The sequence below is a fragment of the Mycobacterium sp. NBC_00419 genome (genome assembly GCF_036023875.1).
In the GTDB taxonomy this organism is placed as follows: Bacteria; Actinomycetota; Actinomycetes; order Mycobacteriales; family Mycobacteriaceae; genus Mycobacterium.
This window is the reverse complement of sequence record NZ_CP107931.1, coordinates 3,330,201-3,344,756: the sequence shown is the minus strand read 5'-3', so window position 1 is coordinate 3,344,756 and position 14,556 is coordinate 3,330,201. Positions and strand designations below refer to the sequence as shown.

Annotated in this window: 10 protein-coding genes; 5 read left to right on the top strand and 5 right to left on the bottom strand. The window is 69.2% G+C overall.

Annotation, left to right across the window (positions count from 1 at the left end; genetic code table 11):
• Positions 1-6 precede the first annotated feature (6 nt).
• A complete protein-coding gene (locus OG976_RS15800; RefSeq protein ID WP_328350418.1) occupies positions 7-594 on the top strand; it encodes a hypothetical protein in 588 nt (195 codons plus the stop codon).
• 3 nt (positions 595-597) lie between these two features.
• Here the strand turns inward: OG976_RS15800 and OG976_RS15795 are convergent, their stop codons facing one another.
• Entirely contained in the window at positions 598-2,094 is a 1,497-nt protein-coding gene (locus OG976_RS15795) for a dynamin-like GTPase family protein (RefSeq protein ID WP_328350416.1), read from the bottom strand.
• Positions 2,095-2,151: 57 nt separating this feature from the next.
• On the opposite strand from OG976_RS15795, the gene OG976_RS15790 reads away from it, so the two are divergent.
• Positions 2,152-2,595, top strand: a complete 444-nt coding sequence (locus tag OG976_RS15790; protein ID WP_328350414.1) for a hypothetical protein — start codon at positions 2,152-2,154, stop codon at positions 2,593-2,595.
• A 3-nt stretch (positions 2,596-2,598) separates the two neighbouring features.
• Here the strand turns inward: OG976_RS15790 and OG976_RS15785 are convergent, their stop codons facing one another.
• The 3 genes from OG976_RS15785 to OG976_RS15775 all read right to left on the bottom strand — a co-directional run bounded on the left by OG976_RS15785 (position 2,599) and on the right by OG976_RS15775 (position 6,282).
• Positions 2,599-4,425 (bottom strand): dynamin-like GTPase family protein, encoded by a 1,827-nt coding sequence (locus OG976_RS15785; protein ID WP_328350412.1) that lies wholly within the window; start codon positions 4,423-4,425, stop codon positions 2,599-2,601.
• 91 nt (positions 4,426-4,516) lie between these two features.
• Positions 4,517-5,524: an IniB N-terminal domain-containing protein gene (locus OG976_RS15780; protein ID WP_328350410.1), complete on the bottom strand. Its 1,008-nt coding sequence runs from the start codon at positions 5,522-5,524 to the stop codon at positions 4,517-4,519.
• A gap of 221 nt (positions 5,525-5,745) precedes the next feature.
• Entirely contained in the window at positions 5,746-6,282 is a 537-nt protein-coding gene (locus OG976_RS15775) for an Rv0340 family IniB-related protein (RefSeq protein WP_328350408.1), read from the bottom strand.
• 232 nt (positions 6,283-6,514) lie between these two features.
• Here OG976_RS15775 and OG976_RS15770 point away from each other — a divergent pair, with 232 nt between their 5' ends.
• The 3 genes from OG976_RS15770 to OG976_RS15760 all read left to right on the top strand — a co-directional run bounded on the left by OG976_RS15770 (position 6,515) and on the right by OG976_RS15760 (position 13,999).
• The gene (locus OG976_RS15770) at positions 6,515-8,458 is read left to right on the top strand and encodes an Hsp70 family protein (RefSeq protein WP_328350406.1); all 1,944 of its coding nucleotides are present in this window, start codon (positions 6,515-6,517) and stop codon (positions 8,456-8,458) included.
• 7 nt (positions 8,459-8,465) lie between these two features.
• The gene (gene iniR, locus OG976_RS15765; protein WP_328350404.1) at positions 8,466-10,964 is read left to right on the top strand and encodes an isoniazid response ATPase/transcriptional regulator IniR; all 2,499 of its coding nucleotides are present in this window, start codon (positions 8,466-8,468) and stop codon (positions 10,962-10,964) included.
• A 146-nt stretch (positions 10,965-11,110) separates the two neighbouring features.
• The gene (locus OG976_RS15760; protein ID WP_328350402.1) at positions 11,111-13,999 is read left to right on the top strand and encodes a (Fe-S)-binding protein; all 2,889 of its coding nucleotides are present in this window, start codon (positions 11,111-11,113) and stop codon (positions 13,997-13,999) included.
• 7 nt (positions 14,000-14,006) lie between these two features.
• Here the strand turns inward: OG976_RS15760 and OG976_RS15755 are convergent, their stop codons facing one another.
• Positions 14,007-14,444: a hypothetical protein gene (locus tag OG976_RS15755; protein ID WP_328350400.1), complete on the bottom strand. Its 438-nt coding sequence runs from the start codon at positions 14,442-14,444 to the stop codon at positions 14,007-14,009.
• Positions 14,445-14,556: the final 112 nt, after the last annotated feature.

Here is a 14,556-nt window from a genome sequence, read left to right as displayed (position 1 = left end):
GAACCCGTGGCGCGCGACGGTTCACCCGACGACCCGGGCAACTACTCCGATAGCGACCCCACCCAGTACGCCAACTACGGCGGCACCGGCGGTGAGGCCTACAGCGACTACCAGCAGGCCGGCTACAACGAGCCGACGGGCTACGGACAGCACCCCGAGCCGCCGCCGCCCTGGCATCGAAAGCCGCTGGCGCTGATCGGTCTTGGCGTCCTGACCGCGATCGTGCTGGCGTTTCTGGTCTACGCCATCGTCAAATTCACTAGCGGGGACTCGAGCAGCCCGACGGACACGTCGACAACCACGCCGACCTCGTCGGTGGACACCTCCTCGGCGTCGGTCGTCCCGGGTCCCGGTGGCACCACGCAGACCGTGACCGAGTCGCCGACCGCCAGCGCGGAGACTCCCACGACCACCGAGTCGACGGGCACGACAACAACCACCGAGTCGCCCTCGACCACGTCAAGCACCAGTTCGAGTACCTCGACCAGCACCAGCACGACGGTGGTGACCAGCACGTCCACCGAGACCGTCACCACGACCCAGCGGGTGCTGCCGACACTGCCGACGTTGTTCCCACGGCCCGGCGGCCAGTAACCCTCAGGACCCCCGCGACGCGTACTGCGCCACCAGTGCCTCGGCGCTGCGCACCGCAGCCCGGCATGCCCTGGTGGTGAACGGGTCGTTGAGCGGATGTTCGGCGCGCCGGCGCCAGCGCTGTGCGGCGGCGAAGGCTGCCCGCGGCCCGTCATAGGGCACCTCCGGCGTCAGCCCCAGACGGCTGGCCGCGTCGGTGCCCGACCCGCCGATGATGCGCCGCAGCGACGCCATCTCGTCATCGGTGAAAGTTGTTGGACGTGAGCGCAGTTGGCTGAGCAACCGCAGTTCTTCGAAGGCGTGGGTATCGGCGAGCAGTGGATCGATATCGGCGATGACGTAGGGGGTCGCCGGTATCGGGTGGGCCTCCACGAAACGGCGCAGCGACACCAGCGCGGTGTGCGCCTTGAGGGATTCCGACCGCTGCGCGAACTGCTGGTCGATCACGTCGCGCAACGCGACCAGCCCGCTGCGCTCCAGCAGCTCATCGGCCAGGGCCACCGAATCTGTTATGCCGGAAAGTAATACAGCGATCGAGATGCGGATACCGAACATGCCGAACCTGTCGAGCAGCGCGGCACGGGTCGGCGCGTCGACGGGCAGCTCGAGGTCGGGCCGGACGAACCGGTCGACGCTGAGCATGGCCTTGTTCAGCTCGGCAGGGTCGACGGCCGCCAGTTTCTCGAGGGCGGCGAACTCGCTTTGGCGCAAGGTGCGGGCCGTCAGCGCGAGCAGCCCCGAGACCGGGACCACCGCCTGGCAGATACCGGTGCGGTCGAGCTCCTCGGTGAACCGGTTGGCCACGTCCTTGGCCGAGAGCATGGCGTCGAGGCGGCCGGCGCCGATCTCGTCGGCCCGGGAGGCCACCCCGATCACGCCGAGGGCACCGGAGGAGCCGCCGACCAGCTCCCCGATCTGGCGCAGCAGCGCGATGTCGGCGGCGTTGAGCGTGCGCAGCAGGAACACCACGGCATCCACCCGCGGCACACCGTCCTCGGGCACCAGCAGGCGAAGCGTGCGTTCGGAGACGTCCCGCGACAGCGACGACGTACCCGGGGTGTCGATGATCGTGGCGTTGATCAGCTCGGCCGCCGGCCACTCCACGTCGAGGTCGGCGACGTCGACCGCATCAAGGCTGCCGAAGTCGAAGGTCAGCCCGGCCCAGTTGCTGACGCCGCGGGCGATCGGCACGTTGCTGCGCCGCCCGCCGACGTGGTTTGCGGTCACCTTGGGGGTCGGGCCGTGCCGGAACCAGGTGACGATTCGGGTGGCCTCGGTGGCGTCGGTGGGTGCGATGCTCTCCCCCACCAAGGCGTTGACCAGGGTGGACTTTCCGGCCTTGAGGGTGCCTGCCAGCGCGATCCGGATCGGCTGGTTGAGCCGGGCCGCGATGCGGTCGAGCTCGTTGAACACATCGGGTCGCTGCCGGTATGCGGGTTCACCCTCATAGGCGCGACGGGTGCCGGCCAGGATGGCGCGTACCTGATCGCTGGTGCTCATCGAGCATCGAGTCTACGGCTGCGCACCCGCGGTGCCGGACGGCTAGTATCAGCCGCCATGGCCCGGGACACGACGCCGTGGTACCGCTCCTCGGCGGCGACCCTCGCCGCCGGCCTGCTCGGTTTGGGAATCATCGCCGCACTGGTGTTCACCGTCGTGCGGATGTCGGGCCAGTGGAACACCGGCGAGACCGACACCGTCGTACCGCCGGGCACGCATCTGCCCGAACCCCCGCACTTCGCCGCGACCACCACCGCGGGCACATCCACCACCTACACCACGGTGCGGCTGTCGACCACCGACATCGGCCTGCCGGGCGAGACTCCCTCGACCACGGGGACGACGACACCGACCGACGTGTCTGCACCACCGACACCGCCGCCGGGCGCCGTCGCGCCGACTTTCCCGGGAAGTTTCCCCACCCGTGTCACACATCCGCCGGGGACCACCCGCTCGGGTCCGCGGCTCAACGAAACCCGAACCCTGTATCCGCAGCCATAGCAGTTACCTTGCCGGAAGCAGCTTTTCGGCGTTGTCGATGACCTGTCCGAGAATGTTGAGCTGCCGCTGCAGTTCACCGATGCGATTGTTGCGTTCGGTCTCCTCCAGACGCGCGGACGCGATGGTGGACTGCAGTGACTCGTTCAGCGAGCGGGTGGTCTGGTTGGCGATCTCGCGGTAGTGGTCGCGCAGCTGGCGCTGGACGTTCTTGAGGCGGTCCCGCGATTCCTTGGTGACCACGAACAGCACGTCGTCGACGAACCGGCGCAGGTTGGTCTTGGCCTCGTTGCGCACCCGCATCATCCGGTTCTCCATGTCCTCCTTGTAGGCCTTGCGGCCCAGCAGCAGACCGGCGCCCAGCGACAGCGGGTTGAACATGCCCAGGCCGGCCACCGAAGTCAGCATTCCGAACATCAGCACGCCGCCGTAGGAGCCGCGCATGCTGGTGATGACCTTGTGGCCCTTGCCGATCGGCTTGGATTCCAGGCGGGCGAGCGACTTGAGCCGGCCCACTTCGGCACCCATCTCGCGGGCGCTGACCTCGGGCATTTTGATCGCATCGAGGCCTGCTTCGACGAAGGTGCGGGCCACCTCCTGGGCCAGCGCCTCGGCCCGCTGGTATGCCCAGACGAAGTTGTCGCCGACGGCGTTGGCGACGTCGTCCTCGACCTCGGCGCCGATCTCGGCCCAGTGCTGGGTCGGGTCGCACGAGTCGATGACTCCCTCGGCGTGGGAGGTGATGGCCCGGAACCGGGCCCGCAGATCGTGGTCGACGTCGGCGGTCAGGTCGGCGATGCCGTCGTTGAGGACCTGCTGCCACAGTGCGGTCTGCTGCAGGGCGTCCTGAGCTTCCTGCTTGCGACGCTCCAGATCCTCGGTCAGTCTGCTGACTTCGTCGGGATCGTTGAGGGCAGCCAGCTCGGAGTCCACCGCTAGCCGCAGATGCTCTGCAGCCGAACGGATCTCGTTGACGACATGGTCGCGCACCCGATCGTTCTCGCGGGAGAGCACCTTCTCGGAGAGGAACTTGACGATCGCCGGGAAGTTGGACTCCTCGTTGAGTTCCTTGTCGTTGTGCGTGATCGCGTGGCTGCGCAGCAGCGAGGACACCGGGATCAGCGGCAGGTTCAGCCCGGCACGCTGCAGGTGCGCGCCGTTGGTCTCCACGATCTGCCGCCAGAACGGGTACAGGTCGGTCTTGGTGGCCACGATCGCCGCGACCGGGCAGACCTCGTGCGCCTGGCGGATGAACCGCATCTCGGGTTCGGTGAACTCCTGGCTGGTGTCGCTGACCATCAGCATGGCGTCGGCGTCGGGCAGCAGGCCCAGGGTCGCCGACAGGTGCGGCTGGCCGTGGCCGCCGACACCGGGGGTGTCGATCAACGTCAGACCGCCCTTGAGCAGCGGGCTGGGCGCCCCGACCTCGACGCGCAGGACCTCGCGTCCGCCGGCCTGTGGGGCGCGCCGCAGATCGTGGCGGATATCGGTCACCGGGATATCGATGACCTGGGGCTCCAGGCCCTCACCGGCCGAGACGATCAACCGGGCGCACGGCTCGTCGGCGTAGCTGACCACGGTGACCAACGCGGTGGTCTCGTCGTCGCCGACGCGCGCCACCGGCACGTTGAGCAGCGAGTTGAGCAGCTGGCTCTTGCCCTGCTTGAGCTGGCCGGCGATCACGACCCGGATCTGCGGGTCGCAGATCCGCTCCTTGGCCGCCGCCAGGCGGGCCGCCAGATCGCCGCGATCGTTGAGATTGGCGATGGCACTGGTGTGCTCGATCAGTTCGACGATCACCCTGACCCTGCGGGGGTCCTCAGATTGCGTCACTTGCCCTCACTTGTCCTCCCACTGCTCGCCGCTAACACCGTATGCGCACGCAGGCGGCGGGGACCGTCAACCGGTCCCCGCCGCCGTCCGCTCAGAAGCCGAGCAGGTGGTTGCCCGATGCCAGCGACAGGTCGTGGCTGTTGTCGAGCTGGCTGTTCACCAGGGTGGTGTCGTGGCTGGTGTCGAACAGCGAGTGGCTCGAGCTGTCGTGCGTGGAGGTGTCGGTCATGGTGGTCGGGTGCACCGAGCTGTCGGAGTGGTCGACCACCGTGGTCGTGGTGGTGGTCTCGCTCTGCGTGTGCGACGGCGTGCTCACCGAGTTGCCGCTGTTGGTCGACGTGTGTCCGTCGATCACGGTGATGCCACCGCCGCCGGCGTCACCACCCGAGGTGCGACCGCCACCGATACCGATCAGGCTGCTGCCGCCCGATGCCCCGCCGCCGTTGCCGCCGCTGGCGTCCACGTCGTGGAAGACCGGCCCGCCGTTGTCCTTGATGACGGTGCTGCCACCGGTGGCCGTGGTGCCGTTGTCGTCGATCTGGCCATGTCCCACAGCGACATTCGAGCCGGTTCCGGCCAGCACGTCGCCGTTGTTGACGTCGTTGTTGTTGCCGAGCACCGCGCCGTCACCGCTGACGATGTCACCGTCGTTTCTGCCTCCGACGACCACGCCGCCGTCGGTGGCGGTCTGCGTCGTCTTGTTGCCGAAGGTGATGTCACCGAAGCCCAGGTTGAATGCACCCTGCTGAGCGTTGGCGCCGGCGTCCTGGTTGGGACTCAGCAGCGACGTGTCGTTGTGGCTGGCCAGGTCGGTCTGTGGGGCGAAGGTCGGCGCCGGGGCGTACACCGGCTGGAACGACGGCGCGTAGGCCGGCGCGAACCCGTACTGGTTGGACACGGCGCGCTGCAGGCCGACGATCGGGTCCCCGTTGCCGAGCACCAGTCCGGGGACGGCGGTGGCGGCGACGGCCGAGACCTGGGCGGCGCTGACGCCGGCGAGCCCGGCGTCGCGCAGGGACTGCTCCGGTGCGGAGACGAACGCGCGGGCGGCGTCCTCGTCGCGGAACAGGCCGAGGATCCAGTCGATGAGAGTGAGCATGGTCGGAGCCTTTCGGTCGTGCTCGCCGGGCTGTCCGGCGATCTGAAAGACACGCTATGGCCGTCAGACAGCCCCGGAAACGGGGCGACCACCCCTGCTCGACCGACCCCCACTAGGGCCGACTAGGGCACGATCATTAGGGGATTAGGGGGTCCCTAGGGATAGGCCGCGCAACGCAGAAAACCCCACGTCGCAGGACGTGGGGTTGACGCGGGACGAGCTCAGAAGAGGTCGAATCCCTGATGGTCGGGGGTGGCGTGCGAGCCGTCGGTGTGCGAATGGTCCAGGCCGCCGTCGGCGATCCAGTCCGGGGTGAGGCCCGGATCCGGATGCTGGCCGAAGTCCGGGTCGGTGAACTGCGTCGACGGGTCCACGGTCATCGGGTCCACCGCGGCGGGATCCGCTCCGGTGTCGACGACCGTCACGTGGCCGGCGTCGGGCGGTGGCTGGATCACTCCCGCGTCCACCGGATGGGAATCCGGCAGCGCAGCGGGCACGGCCGCGTCGAAGGCGTCGAAGGCGGCCGTCGCGGCGCCACTCGCCCACACGTTGCCGCCCGCGTGCGGGTCGGCCCCGAAGGAGGGCACAGCCGTGGACAGCGAGTCGGCCACCATCGGGATCAGATTGTTGACGTCGACACTGGTCACGTCGGTCAGCTGGGCGTCGGCGATCGCACCGGCTGGGTCGGCCGCGTAGCGTGCAGCGGCGTCGGGGTCGCGCACCAACGACATCACAAAGTCGAGCAACGAGTTTGCCATGTCACGCCTTCTCCCCTACCACCGATAGTCACAGCGGAATGCCAGCTGCTGCCCAGAATGCTATCGGCGAATCCGGTCGCCGGGATCGGTGCCGAACCCAACCCGCGGGCATCGCCATTAGGGGATGCGACCTTAGGGGATTCGGCGGCATTAGGGGTTGGATGCCGGGGTTCGGGGCAGTCAGCCGCTATGGTGAAAATCGCCGCTGCGCGCAGCTGAAGGGAAGTGCGAATTGAGCGACTCGCTGGGGTTGTCGATCGGGACGGTGAACCTGGCGGCAGCCCGCCCGGGACGCCAGCCGGTGACCCGCCGATCGGTGCTGACGCTGTGGGGCAGCCGTCCCGCCGAGGTCGGCGTGCCCTCGCAGAATCCGGAGCTGACGAGCCCGAATCTGACCGAGGCGGGTCTGGTTCTGCGCGGGTTCGTGGAGCGGGTCGGCGATCCGGTTCCCCTCGTCGCGGCCGACGGTTCGCCGCACCGGGGCGAGGAGCTTGCCGCCGAGGCGCTCGAGGCGATGGCCCGCACGGTCGACGATGGTGAACCGCCCTCGACCATCGTGATCGCCGTGCCGGCGTACTGGGGTGCCGCAGCCGTCGGCGCACTGCGCGGCGCGCTGCGGACGCGGCCGTCGCTCTCACCCGGCGGAGTGCCGCCGACGCTCATTTCGGATGCCACCGCGGCACTGGCCGCCCTGCAGGCCGATCCCGGTCTACCCACGCAAGGTGTGGTGGCGCTGTGTGATTTCGGTGGCAGCGGAACGAACATCACCCTTGCCGACGCCGGTGCCAACCTGGCGCCCATCGGCGAGACGGTCCGCTTCCCGGACTTCTCCGGTGAGCAGATCGACCAGGCTCTGCTGACCCAGGTGCTGGCCGCGGTGCGCGACGCATCCAACGCCGACCCCGCCAGCACGGCGGCGGTGGGCGCGCTGACCCGGCTGCGCGACGAGTGCCGACAGGCCAAGGAACGGTTGTCCTCCGAGACGGCGACCGTCGTGCCCGCGGATATGCAGGGCTTTCGCTCCGAGATCCGGGTGACCCGCGCCGAGCTGGAGACTCTGATCGCCGAGCCGCTGGCCGGATTCCTGGACGCGCTCGGAGATGCACTGGAGCACAACAGGATTCCGGCGGTCAACCTTTCGGCGGTGGCAACGGTCGGCGGCGGCGCAGCCATCCCGGTCATCACCCAGCGGCTGTCGGAGGAACTGCGCGTTCCGGTGATCACCACTCCGCTCGCGGGTCTCAACCCAGCGATCGGGGCCGCGGTGATCGCCGCCCGCGGCATCGCGCCGGACGCACCGACGAGCATGTCGGTCGCCGCTGCCGACGCGCCGACCGGTCTGGCACCGGCGGCGTGGGCGGCCGGCACAGCGGGGGCCGCCGCAACCGAATCTGCAACCGACGGTTCGCCGTCGGCGACGTTCCGCGCGCTGGCGTGGTCCCAGGACGACGATGCGGGTGAGGAACCGGTCCCCTACTCCGGTGAGGACTACACCTTCGACTACGCCCAGGCCCAGGGGCCCACCGGCGCCCGCCCGATGGTCGAGTTCGATTCCGACGACCAGGAAACCGCGCTCGTCGATACACCTGTGCCGTGGTATCGGCGACCTCCGCTGCTGTTCGGCCTGGCGGCCGCGGTGGCCGCGGTGGCCGTCGGCGGATTGGCGATCACGCTCACCAGCTCCGACAGCACCCCGACCACCACCACAACCCGAGTCACCAAGCCGGGCGAGCAACCCGCCGACGTCCCAAGCACGAGTGTCGTTCCGCCGCAAACGGTTACGATCACCGGCGACAACGGCAACGCGACGGTGTCGACGATCCCGGCGTCGACGTCCACTCTGCCGCCGTCATCGACGACGACAACCACGACGACGACACCGTCGACTACCACGACGACAACGACCACCACCACGACGACCACCACGACGACGACCACCACCACGCCCCCGACCACGACCACCACGACGACTCAACCCACGACGACGACGACGAGGCCGCCGACCACCACGACGACGGTCCCCCCGCCGACCACCACGGTGGCACCGCCGACGACCACGGCCGCCCCGATCACGACGACGGCGGCGGCGGGACCAACGACACAACCCGTGCCGACGACGCAGGTGGTGGTCACGACGGAGGCGCTGATCCCCGCCGTCATCGAACCCGAGAGCTAGCCGGGCCGTGGCCGAACCGGTTGCGTCGCTGAGCCTTCCACCGAATGCGAAGGTCGTCATCGATGCGCTGACGGCGGTCCCGCCGGCACCGGTCAAGCTGCTGGTCACCGGCGGCATGGGCACCGGCAAGAGCACGGTGCTGGCGGCGATCCGCGAGGCTCTGCGCGACGCGGGAGTGGCCGTCAACACGCGGCCACCGACGTCGGACACTGCGCACGCGGTGGTCGTGATCGACGACGCGCACCTGCTCAGCGCCGAGGAACTGAACTTCCTCACTGAGCTGGCGGCGAAGCCGGATGCGACGGTGATCGCCGCCATCGAGGCCCGCGAAAGCGACGGTGCGCTGCGCGAGTTAACCACCGTCATCGAGCGGGAACGCCCCCGCGTCGCACTGGGACCGCTTGCCGGAGGCGAGGTTTCACGACTTCTGGTCGACCCGTCCGGGCATCCCCCGGGCACCGAACTGGTGGCCAACATTCTGGTCGCCACCGCGGGAATCCCGTTCCTGGTGGCGGCGGTGACCGATTCGGCGCTTCCGCCGTCGGCGAATTCGATTGCGCAGAAGGCGTTCTTCGCTCTCATCGAGCGGCTGCGGCGGCTCGGCGAGCCGGAGCTGGATGCACTCCTGATCTGTTCGCTGAGTTACGACCTCGGCGCCACCGACCTCGCAGCGGCGCTGGACCTTCCCGCCGAGCGTGCCCAGGTTCTGGTCGACCGGGCTCGCGCAACCGGCCTGGTGGAACCGTCGCACAACCCGCACTTCCTGCGCTCGGTGCACCGTGCGGTATCCCAGGTTGTCGGCAATGCCCGCCATCGCGAGATCGAAACCGCGCTTCTGCGTTCACAAATCGAGATGTCCACGCTGTCACCGGGTCTGGCACTGCGATTGGCCGAACACGGTGTGCTCGATCAGCAGCTGGCCGACGTTCTGCGTCGGCAGGCCGCCGCGGGGCGTACCGATCCGGCCGAGGCCGCTCGGCTCTACCGGGCCGCGGTCGACGCCGGCGCGGTAGAACTGCGTCCCGAGCTCGCCGATGCGCTGGCGCGCTCGGGTGACAGCGCCGCCGCCGTCGCCGAGACCGACGAGCTGCTCGGATCTGCCGATGCCCGCGAGCGGGCCGCCGCGGTGCGCGTCGCGGCGAGCATGGCAGCGCACAGCGGCAACAGCGCCCAGGCCGCCGAGCTGTTCACCTGGCTCGGTCCCTATCCCGACGCCGTGGTCAGCGCCGCCGCGGCGATCGTGCTGACCTCGGTGGGGGACGCCGACGCGGCCCGGGCGGCGTTGGCCCCCGATGCCGACGGACCGCCGACGGCCGCATCACGCGGTGCCCGCACGCTGGCCGACGGCCTGCTCACGACGGTGTCGGCGCCGTACTCGACGGCAGCGGGAAAGCTCGGCCAGGCGATGGCGGCCGAGCACTCTGCGGGCCAGGTACTGCCCGACAGCCCGGCCGCGCTGGTGGCACTGGCCGCACTGCACGCCGGGGATGCGGTGCGCGCGCGCAGTGTGATCGCCCGGGCCGTGCGGGCAGGCCAGGACAGTCCAGACCCCCTCTATGGGCACCGGCACCGGCTGCTGCTGGCCTGGACCAAGATGCAGGACGGCAACCTGTCCGGCGCCGGCACCGAGCTGTCCGCCGTCGACGATTCGGTGCTGCAACGCCGCGATGCGCTGTGGGCGGCGGCGCTACGCACCGCGATCGCCCGACGGGGCGGCGACGCCGGGGCGCTGCAGAAGTATTGGTATGCGGCGATGGAGGTGCTCGCCGAGTACTCGGTGGACCTGTTCTCGCTGCTGCCGCTGGGCGAGCTGTGGGTCGCCTCGGCCCGGCTCCACCAGCAGGACCGGCTGACGCCGGCGCTCGAACAGGCCTTCGCGATCCTCGCGGCGCTCGGTAACCCGTCCACCTGGTCGGTTCCGCTGCATTGGGCCGGGGTCCACGCCGGCATCCTGGCCAACGATCCGGGCGCGGTGGCCCCGCACGGCCAGGCTCTCACCGCGGCAGCCCCGGACAACCCGTTCGCCAAGGCGCTCGCCGGGGCCGGACGCACCTGGCTGCGGGTGCTCGCCAACCAGGTCGACGCCGACGAGGTCAACGCTGCCGCGCACAGCCTGGCGCAGTTCGGCCTCACCTCCGATGCGACCCGGCTGGCCGGCCAGGCCGCCCTGCAGGCCACCGATCCGAAGGTCTCAGGCCTGATGCTGCAGGTGGCCCGGGACCTGAAGGTGTCGGCGGGCGAGGCCGACGAACCGGCGACGGTTGCCGCCGGCGCCGCACCCGGACCGGGCGCTGTCCGGTCGGCGTCGTCGCCGTTGTCGGACCGGGAGCGCGAGGTCGCCGAGCTGTTGCTGCTGGGCATGCCCTACCGCGACATCGGTGCGCAGTTGTTCATCTCCGCCAAGACCGTTGAGCATCACGTGGCACGCATCCGCCGGCGTCTCGGCGCCGAATCCCGGTCGGAGATGTTGTCGATGCTGCGGGCGATCCTGACGACGCAGGGGTGACGTCGGACACCTCCACCCGAAGTTAGGACAGCCTTTGTAGCGTCGCCGAACCGGGGGATGCAACTATGAGCTGGAGTGGAGTCAAGTTACTGGTCGGTAACTTGGATCAAGTTACCGCTGAGTAACTTACAACAGGGAGGCAACCCGTGAGCGGTCTCGACTGGGGCAGACTGGTGATCGGACTGCTGGCCACCGCCGTGGTGCTGGTGTTTGCCGCGCGCCGTGTGCAGTTCTTGACCAAGCTCATCCGGTCGGGTCAGCCCGTCGGTGACGAGGCCGGGCGCAAAGACGACATCCCCGCTCGGATCAAAGCTCAGTTCACCGAGGTCTTCGGGCAGAAGAAGCTGCTGAAGTGGTCGATCCCCGGTATCGCCCACTTCTTCACGATGTGGGGCTTCTTCATTCTCGCCACCGTGTACCTCGAGGCCTACGGCGTTCTGTTCAACCCGGAGTTCCACATCCCGATCGTCGGCCGATGGAACGCGCTGGGCTTCCTGCAGGACTTCTTCGCTGTCGCCGTGCTGCTCGGCATCATCACCTTCACGATCATCCGGTTGCGCTCCGAGCCCAAGGAGTACGGCCGCTCGTCGCGCTTCTACGGCTCGCACACCGGCGGCGCCTGGCTGATCCTGTTCATGATCTTCCTGGTCATCCTGACCTACGCCATCTTCCGCGCCGCCTCGGTGAACGTTCTCGGCGATGCGTTCCCCTACGGCTGGGGCGCCTTCTTCTCGCATGGTCTGGCCAAGCTGCTGGAGCCGCTGGGCCACACCGCAAACGAGTGGATCGAAACCATCGCGCTGATGGGCCACATCGGCGTCATGCTCGCCTTCCTGCTGATCGTGCTGCACTCCAAGCACCTGCACATCGGCCTCGCGCCGATCAACGTCACCTTCAAGCGTCTACCCAACGGCCTGGGGCCGCTGCTGCCCGTCGAGTACAAGGGTGAGCCGGTCAACTTCGAGGATCCCGCCGAGGACGCCGTGCTCGGCCGCGGCAAGATCGAGGACTTCACCTGGAAGGGCTACCTCGACTTCACCACCTGTACCGAGTGTGGCCGCTGCCAGTCGCAGTGCCCGGCGTGGAACACCGGAAAGCCGTTGTCTCCCAAGCTCGTCATCATGAACCTGCGCGATCACCTGTTCGCCAAGGCGCCCTACATCATCGGCGGCAAGCCGATGCCGAGCGGTGAGAACGAAGCCGAACAGTTCGCCTCCGCCGAGGGCGGCTTCGTCGAGACCAAGCACGACGCACACGATCACGTTCCCGAGTCTGGCTTCGAGCGCGTGCTGGGCTCCGGCCCGGCACAGGCAACCCGCCCGCTGGTCGGCACCGCCGAGCAGCTCGGTGTGATCGACCCCGACGTGCTGTGGTCATGCACCACCTGCGGTGCCTGTGTCGAGCAGTGCCCGGTGGACATCGAGCACATCGACCACATCGTCGACATGCGCCGCTACCAGGTGATGATGGAGTCGGAGTTCCCCACCGAACTCGGCGTGCTCTACAAGAACCTGGAGAGCAAGGGCAACCCCTGGGGCCAGAACGCCAAGGAACGCCTCGCCTGGATCGACGAAGTCGACTTCGACGTGCCTGTCTACGGCAAGGACGTCGACTCCTTCGCCGGCTTCGAGTACCTGTTCTGGGTCGGCTGCGCCGGCGCCTACGAAGACCGTGCCAAGAAGACCACCAAGGCGGTCGCCGAGCTGCTGTCCGCGGCCGGGGTCAAGTTCCTGGTCCTCGGCGACGGCGAGACCTGCAATGGCGACTCGGCCCGCCGCTCGGGCAACGAGTTCCTGTTCCAGCAGCTGGCCTCGCAGAACGTCGAAACCCTCAACGGTCTGTTCGAGGGCGTCGAGCAGGTGGACCGCAAGGTCGTCGTCACCTGCCCGCACTGCTTCAACACGCTGGGCCGGGAGTACCCGCAGGTCGGCGGCAGCTACAGCGTGGTGCACCACACCCAGCTGCTCAACCGCCTGATCCGCGACAAGAAGCTGGTCCCGGTCAAGCCCGTCGAGGGCGGTGCCAACGTCACCTACCACGACCCCTGCTACCTGGGCCGGCACAACAAGGTCTACGACGCTCCGCGTGAACTCATCGGTGCCTCCGGCGCGCAGCTGACCGAGATGCCACGCCACGCTGACCGTGGCCTGTGCTGCGGTGCGGGCGGCGCGCGGATGTGGATGGAAGAGCACATCGGCAAGCGCGTCAACCACGAGCGTGTCGACGAGGCGCTGGCGCTGGATCCCGCCAAGATCGCCACCGGCTGCCCGTTCTGCCGCGTCATGATCACCGACGGTGTCGGCGATCGGGAGAAGGCCGACGAGGTCGAGGTGCTCGACGTCGCTCAGCTGCTGCTCGGCACGCTGGACCTGAGCACGGTCACGCTGCCGGCGAAGGGGGCCGCCGCCAAGGCGGCCGCTGCAGCCGCACCGGTCGAGGCGCCGCCCGCGCCCAAGGCCGAGCCCGCCCCGGTCGCTGCAGCACCTGCCGAGCCCGCCGCGGCTGCCGCGCCGGCGGCACCGGCCAAGGAGGCCGCACCGGTCAAGGGTCTGGGTATCGCTGGTGGGGCCAAGCGCCCCGGCGCCAAGAAAGCTGCCGCACCCGCTGCCGAGGCCGCACCCGCGGCCGAAGCGCCCGCTGCCGAAGCTCCGGCAGCTGCAGCCGCGCCCGTGAAGGGCCTGGGCATCGCATCCGGCGCCAAGCGCCCGGGTGCCAAGAAGGCGGCGGCACCGGCGACCGAAGCGGCTCCTGCCGCGGAAGCGCCGAAGGCTGAGGCTCCCGCCCCGGCCGCTGGGGCACCGGCGGCACCGGCGGCCCCCGTCAAGGGGCTCGGCATCGCTGCCGGCGCGCGTCGACCGGGTGCCAAGAAGGCTCCGGCGGCAGCACCTGCCTCGCCCACACCAGCTGAAGAGGCGCCTGCGGCCGCACCCGCTGCGGAGACCGCACCTGAACCGGCCGCCGAATCCGCCCCGGAGGTCGAGGTCAAGGGACTCGGCATCGCCCGGGGTGCACGGCCGCCGGGCAAGAAGCGCTGAGCTCGCCCTAGCCGATCTTCTGCATCTGGAAGGCGGCCTGGGTGATCTGCCCGCCCGGGCACTCGCCGTTGGAGTCGGTGGTCAGCACACCCGCGAGGGTGGCGGCGTCGACCGTGTAGGCGATCGACACCGGCGCGTAACTGCCGTCGGCGCAGACGACTCCGTCGGGTTTGGTGACGGTGAAGTTCCAGCGGCCGCCGGTCAGGGTGGCCACGCTGGTCCAGCCGACGGTGCTGACGAGATTCGCCGTGCAGCCGTCGGTGAGTGTGACGCAGTTCGTCGTCGCCGAGACCTGAGCACCGTCGGCGCCGCCGACGATGGCGTAGGTACCGCTCAGCGGTGACGGGTTGGCATTGGCCGGGGCGCTGAAGGCCACCGGGACGACGGCCGCCGTGGCCGCCGCGACGAACGCCGCCGCCAGTGCAGCAGTGATGTGTTGTTTCATTTCTGCGCCTCCTACTCGACTCAGCAAATTAGCAGCCTTCCCGCAGGGAATTCGGCAAGAAGCGGCCCAAGGCCCGGTTGTGTCCGGGATGCCGCCCAACCGATGACGAACA